Annotated in this window: 14 protein-coding genes and 1 pseudogene; 8 read left to right on the plus strand and 7 right to left on the minus strand. The window is 44.7% G+C overall.

The features are described from left to right. The first annotated feature begins 1 nt into the window (after window position 1). The 3 genes from F6J90_RS40565 to F6J90_RS40575 all read left to right on the plus strand — a co-directional run bounded on the left by F6J90_RS40565 (window position 2) and on the right by F6J90_RS40575 (window position 2,664). Window positions 2-124 carry a hypothetical protein gene (locus tag F6J90_RS40565; protein ID WP_293107713.1) on the plus strand — a complete coding sequence of 41 codons (123 nt, stop codon included), beginning with the start codon at window positions 2-4 and terminating at the stop codon, window positions 122-124. 198 nt (window positions 125-322) lie between these two features. Next, a complete protein-coding gene (locus tag F6J90_RS40570) occupies window positions 323-1,426 on the plus strand; it encodes a transposase (RefSeq protein ID WP_293107716.1) in 1,104 nt (367 codons plus the stop codon). 896 nt (window positions 1,427-2,322) lie between these two features. After that, entirely contained in the window at window positions 2,323-2,664 is a 342-nt protein-coding gene (locus F6J90_RS40575) for a GUN4 domain-containing protein (protein WP_293107719.1), read from the plus strand. A gap of 230 nt (window positions 2,665-2,894) precedes the next feature. On the opposite strand, the gene F6J90_RS40580 is transcribed toward F6J90_RS40575, so the two are convergent. The 7 genes and pseudogenes from F6J90_RS40580 to F6J90_RS40610 form a co-directional block, all read right to left on the minus strand. Next, window positions 2,895-5,489 carry a CHAT domain-containing protein gene (locus tag F6J90_RS40580; protein ID WP_293107722.1) on the minus strand — a complete coding sequence of 865 codons (2,595 nt, stop codon included), beginning with the start codon at window positions 5,487-5,489 and terminating at the stop codon, window positions 2,895-2,897. Window positions 5,490-6,091: 602 nt separating this feature from the next. Next, window positions 6,092-8,611 carry a filamentous hemagglutinin N-terminal domain-containing protein gene (locus tag F6J90_RS40585; protein WP_293107725.1) on the minus strand — a complete coding sequence of 840 codons (2,520 nt, stop codon included), beginning with the start codon at window positions 8,609-8,611 and terminating at the stop codon, window positions 6,092-6,094. A 126-nt stretch (window positions 8,612-8,737) separates the two neighbouring features. Further along, window positions 8,738-9,980, minus strand: a pseudogene (locus F6J90_RS40590) (transposase). 429 nt (window positions 9,981-10,409) lie between these two features. Beyond that, window positions 10,410-10,850, minus strand: coding sequence for an FHA domain-containing protein (locus F6J90_RS40595; protein ID WP_287312063.1), 441 nt, complete (start codon window positions 10,848-10,850; stop codon window positions 10,410-10,412). Between the two features lie 154 nt (window positions 10,851-11,004). Then, entirely contained in the window at window positions 11,005-12,126 is a 1,122-nt protein-coding gene (locus F6J90_RS40600) for a transposase (protein WP_293093905.1), read from the minus strand. Window positions 12,127-12,196: 70 nt separating this feature from the next. Continuing rightward, window positions 12,197-12,697 (minus strand): IS607 family transposase, encoded by a 501-nt coding sequence (locus F6J90_RS40605; RefSeq protein ID WP_293093903.1) that lies wholly within the window; start codon window positions 12,695-12,697, stop codon window positions 12,197-12,199. Window positions 12,698-12,900: 203 nt separating this feature from the next. Continuing rightward, a complete protein-coding gene (locus F6J90_RS40610) occupies window positions 12,901-15,300 on the minus strand; it encodes a heavy metal translocating P-type ATPase (RefSeq protein WP_293107731.1) in 2,400 nt (799 codons plus the stop codon). A gap of 490 nt (window positions 15,301-15,790) precedes the next feature. On the opposite strand from F6J90_RS40610, the gene F6J90_RS40615 reads away from it, so the two are divergent. From F6J90_RS40615 to F6J90_RS40635, 5 genes are all read left to right on the plus strand, one after another. Then, complete coding sequence (locus tag F6J90_RS40615) at window positions 15,791-17,185, plus strand: methyltransferase domain-containing protein (protein ID WP_293107734.1); 1,395 nt, start codon at window positions 15,791-15,793, stop codon at window positions 17,183-17,185. A gap of 24 nt (window positions 17,186-17,209) precedes the next feature. Next, window positions 17,210-17,815 carry an ureidoglycolate lyase gene (locus F6J90_RS40620; RefSeq protein WP_293072206.1) on the plus strand — a complete coding sequence of 202 codons (606 nt, stop codon included), beginning with the start codon at window positions 17,210-17,212 and terminating at the stop codon, window positions 17,813-17,815. A 462-nt stretch (window positions 17,816-18,277) separates the two neighbouring features. Further along, on the plus strand, window positions 18,278-18,751 hold the full coding sequence (gene panD / locus F6J90_RS40625) for an aspartate 1-decarboxylase (RefSeq protein ID WP_293107737.1): 474 nt from the start codon (window positions 18,278-18,280) through the stop codon (window positions 18,749-18,751). A gap of 238 nt (window positions 18,752-18,989) precedes the next feature. After that, a complete protein-coding gene (locus tag F6J90_RS40630) occupies window positions 18,990-19,148 on the plus strand; it encodes a hypothetical protein (protein ID WP_293107740.1) in 159 nt (52 codons plus the stop codon). 189 nt (window positions 19,149-19,337) lie between these two features. Continuing rightward, entirely contained in the window at window positions 19,338-20,657 is a 1,320-nt protein-coding gene (locus F6J90_RS40635; protein WP_293107743.1) for a TauD/TfdA family dioxygenase, read from the plus strand.

Here is a 20,657-nt window from a genome sequence, read left to right on the forward strand (position 1 = left end):
TATGTCTCGCTCACTCAGAGTTCATCCCGAGTATATTGACCAGGTTAAATTAGCTCTTAAGCGCAACGGTTATCCTCGCCAGAAAGACTTAGCTGAGGAATTGGAGTTGGGACTTAGTAAATAGTTAGCGTTACTTTGCGTCTGTTTTCGGTAGCTTGCGGATATATTCGCCGCCTGAGACATAGACCAACCTAAGAAGTCTGCGTAGCTTTGTAGCTGACCGTGTTCATGTTATGAAAGCCTTACTTTTAACCAGTATTCGCGCTGGCTCATTGAGCGGTTTTGTGGGTATAATGTAGGTAATAACAGGTTAACACTTCTTATGGCTCCCAATCACTCTTACACGACAAAACTAAAGCTTAACAACCGTCAAAAAACGTTGATGGCCAAACACGCTGGTTTTAGTCGGTGGGTGTACAACTGGGGTTTAGCCATGTGGAAAGATGCCTACAATCAAGGTTTAAAGCCTAACACTAAAACCCTAAAGCGATTATTTACCAACCATGTCAAACCTGAGTATCCCTGGATGAGGGAATTATCCTCAAAGGTTTACCAATATGCCTTCATCAATTTAGGGGAAGCATTCAAAAGGTTTTTCAAAGGATTGGGTAAGTACCCTAGATTCAAATGCAAGGGTAGAAATGATCGATTTACTATCGATAATTCAGGTAGACCCATTCGATTAGGTGGACTAATTCATAACTTACCCTTCCTGAAGCGGGTTAGAACGTTTGAAGCCCTACCAGATTGTCTAACTAAAAAAGTCACAATCTACAAAAAAGCTGGGGAGTGGTATATTAGCTTCTCCATTGAAAAGACCTTTGAACCAACACTTAAAGAACGAGAACGAGTTGGTGTTGATTTTGGGATAAAAACCCTAGCTGTATTAAGCTCTGGTGTTGAGTTTGAAGGACTTAAGCCTTACCGCAACGCTGAACGGAAATTAGCTAGAGTTCAACGGAAATTATCTAAAAAATTAAGAGGCTCTCAGAATTACTCAAAAGCCAAGCTTCAAGTACAGAAACTTCACCGTCGAGTTGCTGATATCCGAAAAGATTATCTTCACAAGATGACCACTTATATTGCTAAAAACCACAGCGTAGTTGTCATAGAAGATTTAAACGTTTCTGGGATGATGGCTAATCATAAATTAGCCAAAGTTATCGGTGATTTAGGACTGTATGAAGCCAGGCGGCAACTTCAGTATAAGTGTGAACGCTACGGTGCCAAGTTAGTAGTAGCTGACAGGTTCTTTCCATCTAGTCAATTATGTTCATCATGCGGAAATAAACAGCCAATGCCTTTATCTGAAAGGATTTATGAGTGTGGTTGCTGTGGAAATAAGATTGATCGCGTAGGACATGCCTCAGTGAACCTAGAACGCTATAACGAGTACGGCTCGACTCGTAAGCCTGCTGAGGGTTAACCGCTCCCATGCCCCCGTTGAAGCAGGAAATCAACACACAAAGTCTCGTTATGTGACGCTTTGTACACGTTTGATGGAGCAGCAATTGTTTCAGGAGTAGTGGCAGGCAAAGAAGTGATAAAAGTACAGCAAGCTAAAGCTGCTCATAAAATAATCAAAGAAGATATCGAAACCATTAATCTGCTCTCTGAACTTGCTGCAGAACTCCAACACAAGGGGCTGTCTTCTGAAGCACAAGAGGCATGGGTTCAAGTCAGTCAGTCTACACTAATCCGAGAAGACAAGCGCAATCTCAAGCAAGCCATGCTGTTAGCTTCGATTTCTTTAGCAAATCAGCAACTTAGTCAGAAGTATCAAGAATTTGAACAGGATAGTAAAGCAACGGAATGGCGGAATGAGGCTAGGCAAAGGATTAAACAGATCAAGAAAAAAAATCTCTTACCCTCACAACCAAATCTAGATGTCCCCGAAGCATGGGCAATTTACGTTCATGTCAAAAGAGTTGAGGGGAGCTTGCTGAAAACAGAAGGGAAGATAGAGGAAGCCTTAAAAGCTTACAAGGAAGCCTTTGATATACTTGATACTGCTTGGCAAAAGTTTCCAAACGTTGATATTGATACAGAAATTCCTATACCTAGCTTTATTCCTCAAGAACAGTCAATCCTCTCAACGAATGCCGTAGAAAATTTGCATCGGGAATACATTGAGTTACTATCTGAAATCGGTCAAGACTCTCAAATAATCAAAGACTCTCTGTTGAATCACTTTCTCGCTGAACTTCACTTCTTTATGAAGTCGGCAAACTGGAAAGATGCTGAGCTAAAAAATGTTCGTATCATGCTTTACATCGCTGATCGAGAAAAAGAAGGTTGGCTCGATCTCAAACATATTGAACAATGCTCCTGCCAAAAGCTACTCTTAACACGCTTTGGGTCAAACACTCAGATGGCAAGTTTGGCTTCAGTGTACAAAAGCAGATCTTGGACAAAATTATTGCTGAGCGTGGCTTACCCAAGGGAGAGTATGATGAATTATTAGATGAAACATGGTACGAGTGGTGGGAAAAAGTAAACTGGTTTGCAGAAATTTTCAACAAAAACAAAGCCGAGGAAGGTCACTTACCCTTGGCACCGTGGAACACCAAGGACAATCGTACTGCGACTTTCCGGGGAGAGGACCCAGTGACACCTTGGCGCAAGTCTTTTCTTAGTGATCTATTCTCCCGTTGCGACTGGTAAACTTTAACATCCTGTTTCTACAGCCTTATGTTAAAATTCCTAGGGAGTAGGGAACAAAGAACAAAAATTATCACAATTACTACACGGATTGCTATCTAGCGTTTATCGCAGTTATGAGGTACGCTTCTCAACCTCAAAGTCCCCCTTATTAAGGGGGATTTAGGGGGATAATAGGTACCTTATGGGAGATAGAATTGCTATAGTTGATCATAGCCACCCTAGTAGAGCCATTATAACCAATGACCCACTAACACAAAAGGAGCCCAAAATACAGGTTCATTAAAGTTAGGGTCTACCATCAAATCTAGCTGGGTTTTCCGAAGTGCTTCTGCTTTTGTGATCCCTGGTTGTTGCAAGTAATCGTAGAACTTAGTCATAAAAATCGCTGTAGATTCATCACGCACTGACCATAAACTGCCAATAGTAGATCGCGCTCCGGATCTGACTGCAAACCCAGCTAAACCTAACACAGCTCTGTCATCTCCTATTGCTGTTTGACAAGCACTTAGAACCAGTAAATCAATCCCTCCTTCTCCCACAAATGCTCGGCTGCGTAGCACTTGATCCAATTCTTTGACATTGATGCGACCCTCCCAAGTTAGTAGAAACGTATCCTCAGCATTGGAGCTAAACTGACCATGGGTCGCCAAGTGTACTACATTCCTTTTAGTATTCATTTCCCTGGCAAAGTTGCTGCGGGTGAATTCTTGATTGACTAGTACCGACCCTGAAAATTTTCTGGTAATTTGCTCAATCTCATCTTTCACACTGGGTAAAGGCCGAAAGCCTTGACGAGCTTCGCTTAAGCCCGCAGTAACCATACTCCATTGCTGTTGACCTAAGGGTTGTGGCTCTAGCAGTTGTAAACCGATAGATAGGGAAAGATTGTATTTTTCTACTAAATATTGCTCCCCATCATGTAAAGCTGCCATCGGGATTCTACGAAACTTGCCATCAAGCACAAAGACCAGGGTTTTGCTATTGGCTAAGGTTTGATTAGCTTCTGCGGGTCTAATTAGCCAGTCATAAACCTGTTTTAATAAAGGTAAGCGTTGCTGGGGAGTGAAAACAGGATGGAAGTAGCTTAACAATGTTCTGAGAGTATTCTCTACCTCTGCTGCTGGTATAGAAGTAGCATAGTAGTCGAGGGATTTACCTGGTGCCGAAACAATCACGGCTAAACGGTCAGGTAAAATAATCGGATAGATAACCGTTGCATTAGGATCAATTTCATCAATTTTGGCAGTCTGAGTATCCAAGCAAGCTTCATGAAAATAGTTATCCAGTTCAGCTAGTTGCAGAGATTCAATCAACTCCCGGGCTTGAGCTAAATCAGCTTGAGTAGGAGTACCCTCTAGCAGCAGTGCTACAAATTCCCGGTAAACTGGCTCGACACTTTCTCGGAAGGAAAACTGAAGATCTGGGTTGATAGCAACTAAATCACCCCTTAGGGATTTTAAAGCATTGACCGCTTCAGTGTAAGCTGCTACAGCATGGTCAGGTTGTTGTTGTTGTTTGAATAGTTTTCCTAACTGCCAAGCGGCTTGGTAGATAATATCCGTAGAGTCAATACTTTGAGCAATCCTTAAAGACTGCTTGGTGAGGCGAATTGCTTCCGATAATTGACCCTGTTGAGCATAAAGTTTGCCCCACTCCCGAAGAGCATAGGCTTCAGCTTGGCGGTCTTTCAAGACTTTGGCTGACTTGACCGCTTGGACTAGCAATTGATTCAATTCTTGAGAATTCAGGGGTTGCTGCTCCGGTTCTATTTTGTCCAAATTAGCCGCCAGGTTAACCGTTCCATAGATGGAGGCACGAGTAGCAGGTAATTCCCTCAATTGACCTTGAATTTGGCCTACTAGGGTATTTACCTCTTGCCATTGTTCCAATTTAATAGAGAGGCGCAGTAGATTGAGTCGAGCTTGCAAGCGGTCTAGGGGATTAAGGGCTGTTTGTTCCCCTTGTTGAAAATAGCTTAGTGCAGCGTCAGTATCCCCGGCATAAGCAGCAGTATTTCCCAGACTGAGCAAGATAGCACTAATTTCAGGAGCAGCATCTAGACGTTTAGCGATCGCTAAACTTGACCCTAGCACCTCCTGACTAGCAGCAAAATCCCCAACCATTTGTAACGCCAATCCTAAACTCCTGAGTCCACTCGCTTTCAGTACCGAATCCGGTTTGGCAGCTAGTTGCTGGTTTATGTCTTCCAACAGACCTTTCGAGCGGCGATAGAACCCTAAACTTTGCAGGGCTTGGGCTTGATTAATTTTACTCCCTAATGCCCCCATCTCATAACCTGCTTGCTGGTAAAACTCTTGGGCTTTTTCCCAAGTCTCTAAAGCAGTTTGAGCTTGTCCAGTATAGAGCAGTAATTTCCCCTGAGTGTTAAGGACTTTTGCCCAAATCAGAGCGTCAGCTTCAGGAGCAGATTGCAAGAGCTTGAGGCTTTCAGTAATTTTTTGCTCAGCCACATCCCATTGACTTAGTTCTTGATAAGCCAAAGACAAATAACTCAAACTTAGGACTTGTTTGAGATTATCCCCTTTCATTCCATAATTTTCAACCGCTTCACTCCATGCTGCTGCCGCTTCAGCAAACTGTCCTGCCTTGTAATAGTTTCTTCCCGTTGCTAAGGGGTCATAAACCGTTCGCGAAGCGTGGCCAAAGGCCTTTTGTGCAATTTTTTTTCTCTCAACAAATCCTTGATCTGGGAAAGAGAATTGCTCAACAACAGCCTGTACTGGTGTCGGGATAACTATTCCCCATAAACCAAGTAATCCTAAGGTTGATAAAGTAATTTTTAAGTACAATTTTATAGTCAGCATCTCTGCCCATTCCCCATTTATTATTTAGTAAGCATATGCGCTACGCGCACGCTACGCGAACAGCCGTCAGCCATCAGCTGTCAGCCGTCAACTTATAGCAATTCTTTTTCCCATGAGGTACAAAGGGATCCCCTAAATCCCCCTTAACAAGGGGGACTTTGAGGTTGATAAGTTTACCTCATACATGCAATAAACGCTATATTTTATTCAAAAGCTGTTCAGTGTAGTGTGGCACAGGCTTCTAGCCTGTGACGTAGCTGATACGCGACACGCTAATAGCTGATACGCGACACGCTGATACGCGACACGCTGATAGCTTACTTACCAACACAATTAGTTCGTTGATAAACCGGCGGTTTTATGGTACCTTCAACCTAAATCCCCCTTAACAAGGGGGACTTTGAGGTTGATAAGTGTACCTCATACATGCAATAAACGCTATATTTTATTCAAAAGCTGTTCAGTGTAGTGTGGCACAGGCTTCTAGCCTGTGACGTAGCTGATAGCTGATACGCGACACGCTAATAGCTGATACGCGACACGCTGATAGCTGATACGCGACACGCTGATAGCTGATACGCGACACGCTGATAGCTGATAGCTTACTTATTACCAACACAATTAGTTCGTTGATAAACCGGCGGTTTTATGGTACCTTCAACTATGGCTACTAATTCCATATTTCCGTTTTCATCAACCATTAACGCATTGGCTTCAATGATTGGTTCGCGCTTAGTTCTAATGGCTGAATCCTGACTAGGTCGGGCTTGTCTGTTCCTATGCTTTCGATTTCCTTGCCAATCGTCCACATCAACCCAGACTCGACTAGTTTTCTGGTAATCTTCGGGATTGGGTGGGATGCCACCGCGATGGGTAACGATAAAGCTACTCTTAGCTACTCCAGAACAACCTGCCGAGATTTGCTGACTGGGGTCAGTGGTATCTTCTGGTAATTCCACTAATCCATTACTGAGATCTGTGGCTGGGCTGTTAATGTCTACGACTCCATCAATACCAAACTCAGAAGACGCAGTAATCTGACTATCTGAGGACAAAAAGATGCCTTGAGCGGTGATGATAATATTACCTCCAAGTCCGGCGATCGCATTGGCAGTAATATTGCTATTTTCTAGGGCAACTAGGTTGATGGTTTCAAGGGTGATATTACCACCAGTAGCTGTGCCACTCGCGTCAGTAGTAATCTGGCTGTTGTTGCGCAAGATTAGTAAATCAGAGTTGAGCTGAATGTTACCTTGATTTCCGGCGGCTACTTCCGCTTTTAAACTACCGTGATTGTCAAGATTAATTGCATTAGCAGTAATAGTGAGATTACCGGAATCTTTGATACCACCACTGACAGAAATTTCAGCACTATTCCCCACAGTTAAATTAGTAGTATTAATGTCGATGGAACCAGCAGGAGCATCAGTGGTTGAGAAGGCCGATATACTACTAGAGAACTTACCATCTTCTGAGACACCTCTGACCTCAATTTCCTTCGCTTCAATGTGAATATTGCCCGCTTTTCCCGTACCGGATGTGGAAGCAATTATCTGTCCTCCATCCAAGACACGTAAACCAACGGTTGTAATCCTGATCTCGCCACCATCCCCTTGGGCATCCCTTCCTACAGCAGAAATTATTCCAGCCAATTGTCCAGTAAAATCGACAACGGCATCCCTCACCTCTACAACAGTCGCTCGGATCGTTATCTTGCCAGCATTGCCATCTCCCAGTGTAGTGGCTGTAATGGTTCCTCCCTGAGCGATTTTCAACTGCTCTGTGTCAATGGTTATATTTCCCCCGTTACCTGTGCTCCCAGGCTGAGGAGCAACAAATAAACCACTGCTAAAAACATCCCCCACAGTGTCTTGATTAACACCGATTATTTCGATAGACTGCGCCCTCACCGTAAGATTGGCAGCATTTCCAGAGCCAGCAGCTGCAGAACCAATCTGTGCTCCGTCTAATACCTGTAAGCGTTCCACATCTAAAACCACATCTCCTGCATTTCCTGCACCAATCGAGCTAGCTGAAATAAAAGCAAATCCAGCGACTTTGAGCTCCTTAGCCTGGATCATTAAATCATTACCATCAGCTGTACCAAAGACTCTTGTTGCTAAGTTACTATCAGGTGCGCGAACTGCTCTAAACTGATCTGGCTCAAGTACTTCCTCTCTAGTTGCACTTACCTCTATTGATTCTGTGGCTCGGATGCGCAGACTTCCCCCTTCGGTTGCTCCCAAAGTATTGGCGTTAATAGCAGAACCACTTTTGACATTAACGTTTCTGCCTTGAATTTCAATATTGCCGCCACTGTCGCCATTGGTAATCACAAACGCCTGTTGAGTCAGGTTAATATCCCCAAACTCCCCTATCCCTTCATAACCAAAAGTCCACCCTTGTGCCAAGGGTGTCAGAGACACTACACTGTTGGGTCCAACACTACCCAGTTCAATTCGTCCTGCGGATGCGGTCAATCCACCACCAGGAAAGTCTAAATTTCCCCCTAGCAAGGCAATGGTTTGCCCTGGCTCTACCTCAATCCCCACCGTGGCATCCGAATCTGGACTAACGGCTTGGGATTGGATCACTATCGACTCTGCTGAAGAACCAAATTGCACACCCATGGGTATATTAATTGTCAACAATGGTGGTTCATCTTCTGGTTGACTAGCGTTAAATTCAATGCCATCGTTAAAGACAATTTTATCAGCTGTGGTCGCCAAAAACGAACCACCAATACTTAAGGAGGCATTTTTACCAAAACTAATCCCACTGGGATTAATCAAAAACAAATTAGCGGTGCCATTAGCACGAATCAAACCGTCAATATTGGAAATACTGCCCCCTGTAACCCTGCTGAAAATATTAGCAATATCCGTGGCATTGTTAAAAAAGGCTTCTCCTCCGGTAGGGATAGAAAATTCCGAGAAACTATGAAATAGATTATTTCCAGCGCGTTCGCCATTTTCAATCAAGAAATTCACGCTATCGTTGGTAGTAACTGTAGTCGAAACAGAGCCATCGCTACTGATTTGGGCTGTGACAGCATCAGGCATGGCAAAGCTGAATAGCAGAATAGTGCCAAGTAAAGAACATGGCGTTATTGCTTGGTTCATCTGTTGGTTATTAGTAGCTTAAAGCACTTAACATTGCTAGTATTCCCACCACCAAGTAATAACTAACAGGTAGTTGACACTCCCCGGTCTAAAGACGCGGGGATTCTTGCTTGGCCGTAGGCCACGCTACGCGAACAACGAGGTGACTTGTTCAACCAGGCCGGAACCAGGAAGAATAGAGGTCTCCTCTCTGCAAGCGTTCTGGTCTTTGACCAAGGTTCCGGTGTGCCCCACCGTACCCAAGGCTCCTTCAAGAATGTTGATTGCGGCGTTGTGGTCGCGGTCTAGTTGACAACCACATTTGCAGATATGGGTTCGAGTCGATAATGATTTCTTAACTGCTGCACCGCATTCGGAGCAATTTTGACTTGTATAGGCAGGGTTTACTGGGACAGTTACTCTACCAAATTTTTTACCAAAATGCTCTAACCATTTCCTGAATTGATACCAACCTGCATCATTAATAGACTTGGCTAGACAGTGGTTTTTAACCAAGTTCTTAATTCTCAAATCTTGCCTTACGGCACGCTGCGCGAACATAGGCAACCAGATCGTTAGATCGGATTACGCAGCGTGCTAGTCTCTTAGCATGCTCTTCACGCCGCCTACTTATTTTGAGATGCTGTCTGCCTAGTCTATTTATGGCTTTCTTCCGGTTAGCAGAGCCTTTCTTTTTTCGGGATACTCGTCGCTGATAAAACTTCAGTCTCTTCTCTCCCGTTCGATAAAATCTAGGGTTAGGTTCAGTATTTCCCCTGGAGTCAGTATAGAAATCCTTCAGTCCAACATCTAAGCCAATAGTTGCATCAGCAGGCTTCAACTGTTCATTGTTATCAGCCTGGATGCAGAACTGAACATAGTAACCATCAGCGCGACGGACTATCCTAACCCTCTTGATCTGCTTTTTGTCAAAGCCCCACAAATCCCAGGTGCCCTTAAGTTTGAGCTTCCCAATCCCTTTTTTGTCGCTGAATACAATCCATTTCTTGTCAGGGGATAGCTTCCAGCCAGATTGCTTGTATTCGACCGTTCGCGCAGCGTCGGCTTTGCCGAATCGTCCACGATGAAGGAACTTCGGGAAACCTTTCTTTCCAGGCACCTTCTTTTTACAGTTATCGAAAAACCGAGAAATTGATGACCATGCCCGTTCAGAACTAGCCTGGCGAGCAGTGGAATTTAACTCATTTGCAAACGGAAACTGATGGGCTAATACCTTGCTATATTTGGAGAGATCATACTTATTTACCCCTTTGTTGTCCATCCAGTACCGGAGGCAACTATTGCGAATAAAACGAGCTGTTCTAATCGCCTCATCTATAGCGAGATATTGCTGTTTTTTGCCGTATACCTTAAATTCCAAAATGATCATCAGTCTCGACCTTAACTGCTACTACTTTATTATACAAGACTTCGCGTAAAAATTCGTAAATAATCAGAATATTTCTTCACGGCGGCTAAAGCCGCTACCAACCTTCATCCCCGGTATAAATACGCGGGGCTTTCGGTTTTTGGCTCCCACGTAAATGCTGAGTTCGCCACTGCTCAGAGTGTGAGCAAAAAAGTTCAAAAGCTCACAGACTAAAGTCTGGAGCCAAAGAGGTTACAGGCTTTTTCCTTTCCTATTCCCTATTCCCTGCGCCCAGCGCTATAGCTGTTTTTCTGGGCGATGCTGTGGTGATGCGCGTTTTTTTGCTCGGTTTTGTTAGGGAAAAAAAATCATTAATACCTGATAGCTAACCGCTCAAACTATAACCTTAAAAATTATAATTTTAAGGTTAACTTGGCGGTAATTTATTTCCTAATTATCCCATTCTTCCGGATCATCAATCATGCCGGGGTTAATTAGGGTAATATCATACTCATCCATTTGATCTACTGGATCAGTTGGGGTATTCTCTCGCTTGAGTAGATAATATTTAGCACTGACCTTAGGGGCAAAAATTACCTCGTCTTCATCTTCGAGATCATGGGCTTGAAGCTTACGACCATTGATTAAAATGCCATTGGAACTAGCCTTACCTTTGAGGTTACCATCGAAAATTCGGTAGTAGGGACTGCCATCAGAACGTCTACGCCTGACTAAGGTCGCATGTCGGCGAGACACAAACTTTGAAAACAGGCGGATATCAGACTCTGGATCTCTACCGATAGAATATACCTCCTCTTCCAAAGGAATCTGCTTGCTTCCCTTGTCATCCTCAATAATCAATAAATGGTTGTGGTCGGATTGTGTAGCCATGAATCGCTCGTGATCAAAAGGGTAATTGGTTGAGAACAATGCTCTTATTTACTTACATTGGCACAGGTATCAACCAGCTTGCGACTGACTTAGGTACTGATTTACCTATAAAACTATCCTGAGTGCTGAGCATTACCTGATTATCCGATACTTTTTAGCTACCAAAATCTACCAAAGGCAAATCAAGGCTCACTAATGCAAGCTGATTTCTCAGCCAGGGGGTATCTCCCAGGGCTCGCAGAAATATCCCACGAGCGCCGTTAATGTCTCGATCCATAGATCGGCCATCAACTTTTGATTTAATAATTTTGCTGCCGCCGATGTTAACCAGCTCCCCAGTCCAACTAACGGTTTTACTCGTATAGGCTTCACAAACATCTACAACAATTTTCCCGGTTTCTTGGGCTTTATGCTTTAGGAATTCTTTGAAACGATAATGAGCAAAAGAGAGCATATTGCGAACTGTTTTCGATCTAATCTTGCGGTTATTCTTTCGGGACATCTGAGAAGTCTCAAAAGTGGGAAGCAAAATCACATCAAAGTTGTCAACTAAGAATCGGGCAGCTTTGTGATGTAATTCGTTGATCAGATTCTGGATTTTTATGATCATCCTTCTAGCGGCTTTTCTCATTCGGCGCTTTTGTCCTTTCTTAGCTTTACTTGTTCGGGACATCAGACTATCGAGATCAGAACAAAGTCGCTGAATTCTGGAAAAATCACCATCCCCAATCTTTCCAACAGAAGTCTCACTAAAGAATGTCAAAAAAGTCCTAACACCGGGGTCTAAAGCGACTACTCTGCCTTGGTTTTCGGCTTTAACATTAGTTGCTTCATGGGGAACTACCAGGTAGCAATTCCCGTTACTGCTAGTTAATCGACAATCACAGATATTCTCAGGTAGAGTCTCAGCAAAGGTAATTTCTCCCAGCTTTGTGTGATAGACACCTTTGCTAGACACTGCTGACTTAGGGATATAGCAAGACTGAACAGGGTTCTTACGAGACCTAAATCTTACTCGGTTAATTTGTGAAGTTTTTTGGTATTTTTTCTTGGCCTCCCTAACAGCAGTGCAAGCATCCTTTATCGCTATAGATTTGATTTGATAAGGCACTGCTTTACACCACTCAGGGAGGTCATTTAATATGCCAGTCTTAATAGCTTTCCAATTAGCTTTGGTCTCACCATCAGAGAGGATCTTGACGGTTTTATTGAAAACATAACGGGACACTCCAAACCACTTACGAACTATTGAGCGTTGCTCAGGGTTTAGGAACACTCGGATCTTCTTTGATTTTCGAACCGTACTTTCGGAGTCCGTGGACGCGGCAAGAAAAGACGTGAATGATTCAGAGAAGATCTGCGGCTTGCTCTGATTCTGGACAACTTTCAGGTTGGTCGAGAACCAGGATTTTTCCACCGTTGATACCGACCAGGTACTCAATAAGTTCAAACCCGAATCGGGTAAGTCGGTCTCTACAGGCAACAACAATCGTGAGCTGATCTCCGAGCACAATTCGCTCCAATATGGTTCTAAGTCCTTTTCTTTTGTAGTTGAGTCCTGAACCGATGTCAATGATAATCTCCGCTTCCGGGAAGAGGGAGTGCTTGTAGGCGACTTGCCTGGCGAGGTCGTCCCTTTGTTTGCTACTGCTGAGGAGGCAGTAGCAGCAAACAGCTTGAAGATGTTTAGATGATCTGGCACCGAGGCAGAGCTTGCTCTCTGTGTCAAAGAATCTAGTTCCTCCTGGGGTTTTTTCGCATTTGATTGTCCCATTATCTCCATACTTCCTTAGAGTGTTCCTGGAGAGTCCCGTAAGTTCGACCGCCTTAGGTCGTGGTAGTGCCATAGTTATAATCTCCCACAGGCTTGGAGATAGTGGTAGATTAGTGGATATTTTACTCAACTGTCACAAGCCCTTGAATCAATAAAAGTAAACTACCAGAGGCCAAGCTTACCCTATGGCGGTGGCTTCCGATGACTCAGGAAACTGTAGCCTTCTGAAACCTTGCTGCTCTGATGGTCTATTATAGGTATTCAACCGAACTTGAACTAACTCCGTAAACGGGTTAGCAGCAGAGAGTTTGTGACAACACTGACTGAGCTGAAAGCCATGAAGGCACCAGCAGCAGCAGGAGAAAGTACCATCCCAAATCCTGGTAGTAGCCCACCAGCGGCAATGGGAATACCCAATATATTGTAACCGAATGCCCAAAACAGATTCTGGCGGATTTTGTTGAAGGTTGCTCGTGATAGGTCTATGGACTTGACCACATCGAGCAAGTTATTACCAATCAGAATAATTCCTGCTGTTTCCGCTGCTACATCGGTTCCACCATGCAAGGCAATCCCGACATCAGCTTGTGCTAGAGCTGGACTATCATTGATGCCATCTCCCACCATAGCCACACAGTGTCCCTGGTCTTGAAGGTTTGCGATCGCATTAGCTTTGCCATCGGGAAGCACCCCAGCAATAACATCCTCTGGCTCTATTGACAAAGTTTTGGCCACAGCAGCCGCCACTTCCGGTCTGTCACCAGTTACCATCATCACCCGCAATCCTAGGTCTTTGAGGTGTTCTACTGTTTCTTTAGCCTCCAATCTCGGAACATCATTCACACCAATTAATCCAGCTAGTACCCCATCAACAGCTACGGAAACTACTGTTTTACCCCCATCTGCCAAAGCCTTGACTTCCCCTTGAGCAGTATCACTAATCGTAATACCCTGCTTACTCAACCAGTCTGCACTGCCAAGCACTACCCGTTGCTTTTCTACTAAAGCTGATACTCCCAATCCTGCTTCTGTGTAAAAATCTTGAGCCCCTAACATCGGTAACTGTTGCTGTTGAGCTTCGGTAACAATTGCCCTACCTAAGGGATGGGATGTGCCACTTTCTGCTGCTGCTGCCAGTTGCAGCAATTGGCTAGCAGAAGATAGAGCAATGGTTTTCGTACCAATCCCGCTCTGTATCTCATTCCCGGTGTCAGGTTGAATCAGCAGGCAATCGGTAACCGTGGGTTCACCCTGAGTTAGGGTACCGGTTTTGTCAAAAACCACAGTATCCAGCCGATGCACCTGTTCTAAAATGTCACCACCTTTGATTAATAAGCCCCGCTTTGCCCCCAGGCTGGTACCGACTAGAATGGCGGTAGGTGTGGCTAGACCCAAGGCACAGGGACAAGCAATCACTAAAACTGCGATCGCTAATTTTAAACTCAACAGTAATGGAGAAGCCGCCATGGTTGACCAGACCTCCGGCCAGATTTTAGTCCCAGCCACGTACCAAAATAGGAACGTTAAAAATGCGATCGCCATCACCCCATAGGTAAAATACCCTGCTACCAAATCCGCTAACTGCTGTACTGGCGCTTTCCGAGTTTGCGCTTCCTCCACTAGCGCTACAATTTGTGCCAGAGTAGTTTCTTTACCAGTACGGGTTGCCTTTACCACCAGCACTCCCGATTGATTCAACGTACCACCAGTGACCATGTCCCCTGGTTGCTTCAATACTGGTAGAGATTCCCCCGTCAGCATTGACTCATCAATCGATGAGAGTCCAGTAATCACTTCCCCATCGACAGGAACTTTTTCCCCAGGTAATATCCTTAACCATTCTCCCACCCGGACTTGCTCCACAGGAATTTCGATACCCGCTTGATCACCTTCTTTACTGTCTAATGTTCCAATCAACCGGGCTACCTGAGGCTGTAGGGATAGCAAAGACTCAAAGTCAGCAGTAGCTTGATATCTTGCTCCTTGCTCTAAGGTCCGACCTAAAAGAATAAAACCCAGCAACATCACTGGCTCATCAAAGAAACATTCCCATCCCAGGTTAGGGAATAGTAATGCCACACAGCTAGTGGTGTAAGCCGTCACCGCCCCCAGTCCGATCAACGTATTCATATTGGGAGCACCGTGCCACAAACCACGCCCACCCTCTACGATAATAGAGCGTCCAGGTAATAGTAGCGCTAGAGTTGCCAGTCCCCAATGGAACCACAAAGTACTCAATACTGGCAGCATTGGTCCATGGAACCAATGACCGATATGTCCCACTGTAGAGAAGAAAATCAGGACAGCAGCAATCACTAGTTGCTGGCGGTATGCTCTGGCTTCTTGCTGATGTCTCTGGGCTGGTGTTAACCTATCCTGGCTCTTAGTTCCCTGCTCAGTTTCAGGTAAACGGGGTTGACTAGGAAACCCTTTTGATGTAAGCAGCTCAGCTAAGACAGTTGCTTCCACCTCACCAGCTTGATACTCTACCACAGCTACCCCAGTTACGAGATTCACACAGGCTTTCGATACCCCAGGGTTACTGCTCAGTTGCCGTTCCACTACACCAACACAACCAGCACATTTCATGCCAGTTACATCTAATGTGATCGTTTCTACAGGCAAAGCTGGTTGAGTTAAGGTAGTCTTGGCGGAAGTTGGGATAGATTTTGGCATAGATTTGGTGAACAGCTTCAGTAATAGTGGCAATCCCTTGAGGATTAAGAAGAACACATTCCTCTTATTTCCAGCTTAGGCTAAGAGCTGCTCAACTAGGCTACAGTTTTTGGTTAATGGTTATCATTATTTTGGTGTTTATCTAAATGACGACAGCAGGAGACTTGGAAAAAAAAAGCTTCCCCAGCTTAGATAATTGAGATAGCACTAACTTAAGGGTTTCGACAAGTTTTGGAGGTGTTAATAGTTGATAAAAAAAGCCCTAAATAGATTAACTGTGCCAGTAGCTTAGTCCATAGAATTGCGATTGACCTTGGCCTTTTGGCCTTTAGGCCAAAAGGCCAGGGAATTATGAAGGAGAATATCAAGTAAATATGAAGTAAATATGAAGTATTTCAAGAAACGAGCACTTATGAATTTACTCTCATGAAGGGAACTTCGCTGAAAATGTAGTAAGTCTCACTTGTAAGTCTCAACTTAGACGAACAACATGACACAAAAATATACAGAAGCGGACACAGAAGCGTTTTACGATCACGAAGACAGCATGTATCGTAGCTTCTGGGATTCTGAAGGCAGTTTACATTGGGGCTATTTTGACAACTTAGCGGACGCTCGTGCTCAAGACTTTGTGCCAGCTTGCCACCGTTGGAATGAATCTATGCTCGCCTGGAGTGGGCTGACTACTGAATCTCGCGTACTGGATATCGGTTGCGGCAACGGCAACACCGCTATCTGGCTAGCCCAGCAGACAGGATGTGAAGTTGTGGGCATTGACATCAGTGCAGTCCGGGTTGGCAATGCCAAGGCTTTGGCTCAGGAGTATCCCTCCCTACGCCTCTCTTTTCAGAAAGCATCAGTAACTAGCCTACCTTTCTCAGACAATTCCTTTACCCATGTCTGGAGCCAAGCCACCCTTTACCATGTCCACCAGCGGGAGCTAGCTCTGAAGGAGATTTACCGTGTTCTTCAAGAACAAGGCATCTTCCTATTCGATGATCTGATCACTCCAGTGTCCGAGATCAGCGCAGAAGGCCAAAAGCACGTTTATCAACGACTACTGTTTGAACCAACATTTAGCTATGAGTCCTACGCAAAAACACTCAGTGAAATTGGCTTGATGGTGTTGGAGGCTAAAGACTTGAGCGAACACCTCAATAAGAGCTACCAACTGTTGTCAGAGCTAGCTCTGAGCAAATATCCGAAACTTAGCGCTTCCTATGATAAGATGTGCGAGGCGATTACAGCTCGGGAACTGGGATGGAGTTTCTATCGCTGTCAAAAGGTAAGCGATCGCGTCTCGTGGATCTACGGAACTAATGATGAAAAAACGTTACAAGATAAGTATAATGCTTGGGCTACCATTTACGATGCTGACTTAGACGAGACCTATCGCTGCTCTCCCGTTATATCCGCTGGCGCTCTGGCAAAGGTACTGCCAAATAAAGCAGCAAGCATTCTTGATGTTGGAGCAGGTACAGGAATGGTAGGTGAGGCTCTGGCAGACCTAGGATACACCAACATTACAGCAGTTGACTTCTCCGAGGAAATGCTGGAGGTAGCAAGGAAGAAGCAAGTTTACACGGCCTTGCACCAAGGGAACGTGGCAGAACCTCTAACCTTCTCTACTCCTGAGGCGTTCGACGGGATTGTGGTGTTGGGGGTATTCACCTTTGGTCACGCCCATCCTAAAGGGTTGCGAAACCTATTCGAACTATTGAAGTCTGGAGGATATTTTGTCCTCACCCTGCGAGTTGACTACTACGAAAGCAACGATTCATTACAAGAGATTCTCGAAGAGCTGTCATGGAGTATACTCGATCGAGTAGAGTTTAACATCTTTGAAACAGAACCAATGGTTGCTCTAGTGCTTAAAAAGCACTAATTGCTGATAGTTTAAGGGGAAATCATGGCTACACCATGCAAATACTATGACGTTCCATTAAAAAAGCTAAACTCAAAAAATGCTGAAGGATTAGGAACTGTATTCACGGATTTTGAAGATGTTGAAATAGAGTTGTGTAAATGGCCAAACCCAGGAAAACGACCTCTTATTGCTAGGGGGGGTTATGGTACATTTATTGAAGACGAATTCAAAGTATATTGGCGTGGTTCTACGGTGCTTTCCGCTGACCATAAAAATGCTCGCGGTGGTGCAGCTGGAAAGGCTGTAGTTGATCCTGAAACTAACTCTAACTATGTGCTAGTGCATTGGCTTAGCGCCCATCTAGATGCAGGAGAGGCTTTTATTCCTAAAAATGGTGAACCTAGTATCTTTCTATTAGCGCCTCCTGGGGACAATGTCAAAGCAGAAGATTTTGTAGCGCTTTACTCTGATGGTAGTTACGGCATATCAATTCATCCTGGAGTATGGCACACAGCTCCCTTACCACTGTCTGGAGAAGTAGTCTATAAAAATAAACAAGGCAGTATCTATGCTACCGTAGATTGTCTATTGTTGAAGGAGCAAGATACTTGTCTAAAGATTCCCCTTCGTAAACCTGAAGAAGACTGACAATATAGATAGCAAACACAGCACGGAATGGATAGAAACAGATGATTTTCTATAATTTGAAGTGCAAGTATTTTCCCTAGCCGCTTCTAAAGGAGCTAGAGCGCCAGTTAAGTAACTGTTAAACTGGCTATTTCAATGGATAGAAAGGGATAGGGCGGGAGGGAGAAAGGTAAATCGATGTATTTTCCGGAAAATAGTGATGTATCAAAAAATGTGTTAACTTCGATTACTGAATAGCTGCTAAAAATCGCCTATTTAGTAATCATGGCAGACGAGAAAAAATCCGTATTTCGAGACTCATAAATCACTGATTAACCGAAGTGATTTAGGTTTTTGGTGATTATTTAAACGATGGTATAGCAATCTCAAACAGAGATTGTAAGATTCCAATTGGTAAGTCCAGAAATAGGCTCGTTCAAGTCAATTGAATTTTAATTCATTAAACTCAACGGAGGAGAAATCATGGCGACCATCAAACTAATGCACGCCAAGCTACATCGAGTGCGTGTGACTGAGGCAAACCGCCACTATGTGGGCAGTGTCACGATTGACTCCAACTTGCTGGCACAGGTAGGGATTTTACCCCTCGAAGAAGTAGAAATTGTCAACATTGACAATGGCAATCGCTGGTCAACCTATGTGTTGCCAGGAGAAGCAGGTTCAGGAAAAATTTGTCCCAATGGAGGGGGAGCGCTACTGTGCAAAGAGGGAGATACCTTGATTATCTGGGCAAACGAGCAATGCGATCGCGCTGAAATTTTGAGTAGCGGACACCAAGCGCGGGTACTGATTGCTGATGAAAACAACTGCTGTCAAGAAGTGTTTTACCAGACTCTCACTCCTAATGGAGAGAGACTGGAATACAACGGCTATCAAACCACTAATGGCAAACAATTGACCTCTAAGTCAGAGGTAATGGTGGGGGCTGAAGCCTAGTCCTCAATTGAAATTCCCCATCCGTCGCAGGAATGGGGATTCCTTCTCTTGATGCAATAGCGAGTGGGGGAAACCACGGCAATAGCGAGTGGGGGAAACCACGGCAATAGCGAGTGGGGGAAACCACGGCAATAGCGAGTGGGGGAAACCACGGCAATAGCGAGTGGGGGAAACCACGGCAATAGCGAGTGGGGGAAACCACGGCAATAGCGAGTGGGGGAAACCACGGCAATAGCGAGTGGGGGAAACCACGGCAATAGCGAGTGGGGGAAACCACGGCAATAGCGAGTGGGGGAAACCCCCAAGACCGCGCTGCCTTCCCAAGACCGCGCTGCCTTCCCAAGACCGCGCTGCATCGCTTGCACAACCTAATTGGCTGCTATCGACCTGGGCGTAACTTTCTCCCGCACGGTCGGTAGCTGAGTAGGGTTTTTTGCCCAGTTTTCGGGATCTTTACTTATTAAATTAACACTATTTGAGAGGAAAAATTCATCCTCGATTTAAGAGGACGGGGTATTCTTTTTCCTCTCAAACTCTCCCACTCTGATAAATGTAAACTAAGTAATATAAAGGATAAAGGTGAAAGATGACAACCCTACTACGGCAACTCAAAGCCGCTTTTCGGATCGAATCAGTTGCAGTGACCAACAACGGTGTACAAGTCACTTGGAAAGATGGTCATCACAGCTTTTACCATAACCTCTGGCTGCGGGATGCTTGCCACTGTCCCGAATGCTTCCAGCGGGATACATTGAGCCTGAACAGCTCAGAAGGGGAAGGACATGACCCCCTGAAAATGCCACTCAATCCCATCACTGAAGCGGTCAAGATTGATCGTGAAGGCAATTTAGATATAGTCTGGGGCGGTCAAGAACCTGGACATCACAGTGTATTCGATCCATCTTGGCTGCGAGTTCACTGTCAAACAGACCCCGCCCTCAAACAGCGACGAAAACCCCAACTGTGGGATTCATCAGTGTCCATCCCTCATTTCGATTACTACGAAGTGATGAAAGACGATTGGGCACTGTTGCTGTGGTTGGACAAGATGCTGGAATTGGGAGTGGTCATCATTGACAACGTCCCCAAGAATCGAGAGAGTTTTCAGGCACTGATAGAGCGGATTGGACCGATCCAACAACGATATCATCCCACCAATATCTTTACGTTGGATACAGCAAACAAACTGGCAGGAAATATTCACCACGCCTATCAGTATATGGAACGTTTACATAATCACACAGACCATGTATCTTACAACGTTCCTCCCAGACTGCAATTTCTCGGATGTATCCAATACGATAACCCAGACAATGACAAACAGGCATATTCTACCCTAGTGGATGGGTTCAAAATTGCCGAAGTTCTCAGAACCCAACAGCCAAAATTCTTCGAGTTGCTGACCACAGAGTATGTGCCAACCGGTCGCCGTCGCCTGGGTGTAGAAGAAAAGGTATCTAAGCATGAAATTGGCACCAAGAAGTATCAATGGGAAACTTATCATCGCCAGCATGTAATTAATTTAGATGAAACGGGTGAAGTCTACCAGATTCGTCACCATGAAAAAGACCGAGTGCCACTAGAGGTTTCCCCTGATAAAATTCAAGACTTATATGCAGCCTACCAAGCATTTACGGCACTAGCTGAAGCTCCTGAATATAACGCTGAATTTCTGATCGCTCCGGGACAAGTATTAGTTAACGATAACTGGCGATTACTCCACGGGCGTACCGCCATTCACAATCCTCAGCTGCCACGAGTTTTACTGGGAGCCTACATGAAACCAGAAACATTTCGTAGCAGACGGCGACTGTTACTAGGCAAAAAAAGCGGTATGTCAGATATCTGGTTAATGGGATGCTCAGACCGTGCTTTAGAAATGCTCGCAGACCGCACCACAATCTAA

This window comes from Moorena sp. SIOASIH, assembly GCF_010671925.1.
Lineage (GTDB): Bacteria > Cyanobacteriota > Cyanobacteriia > Cyanobacteriales > Coleofasciculaceae > Moorena.

Coding starts and splice junctions, on each gene's coding strand:
- F6J90_RS40565 (WP_293107713.1), top strand. CDS start 2: ATGTCTCGCTCACTCAGAGTTCATCCCGAGTATATTGACCAGGTTAAA.
- F6J90_RS40570 (WP_293107716.1), top strand. CDS start 323: ATGGCTCCCAATCACTCTTACACGACAAAACTAAAGCTTAACAACCGT.
- F6J90_RS40575 (WP_293107719.1), top strand. CDS start 2,323: ATGCTCCTGCCAAAAGCTACTCTTAACACGCTTTGGGTCAAACACTCA.
- F6J90_RS40580 (WP_293107722.1), bottom strand. CDS start 5,489: ATGCTGACTATAAAATTGTACTTAAAAATTACTTTATCAACCTTAGGA.
- F6J90_RS40585 (WP_293107725.1), bottom strand. CDS start 8,611: ATGAACCAAGCAATAACGCCATGTTCTTTACTTGGCACTATTCTGCTA.
- F6J90_RS40595 (WP_287312063.1), bottom strand. CDS start 10,850: ATGGCTACACAATCCGACCACAACCATTTATTGATTATTGAGGATGAC.
- F6J90_RS40605 (WP_293093903.1), bottom strand. CDS start 12,697: ATGGCACTACCACGACCTAAGGCGGTCGAACTTACGGGACTCTCCAGG.
- F6J90_RS40610 (WP_293107731.1), bottom strand. CDS start 15,300: ATGCCAAAATCTATCCCAACTTCCGCCAAGACTACCTTAACTCAACCA.
- F6J90_RS40615 (WP_293107734.1), top strand. CDS start 15,791: ATGACACAAAAATATACAGAAGCGGACACAGAAGCGTTTTACGATCAC.
- F6J90_RS40620 (WP_293072206.1), top strand. CDS start 17,210: ATGGCTACACCATGCAAATACTATGACGTTCCATTAAAAAAGCTAAAC.
- panD (WP_293107737.1), top strand. CDS start 18,278: ATGGCGACCATCAAACTAATGCACGCCAAGCTACATCGAGTGCGTGTG.
- F6J90_RS40635 (WP_293107743.1), top strand. CDS start 19,338: ATGACAACCCTACTACGGCAACTCAAAGCCGCTTTTCGGATCGAATCA.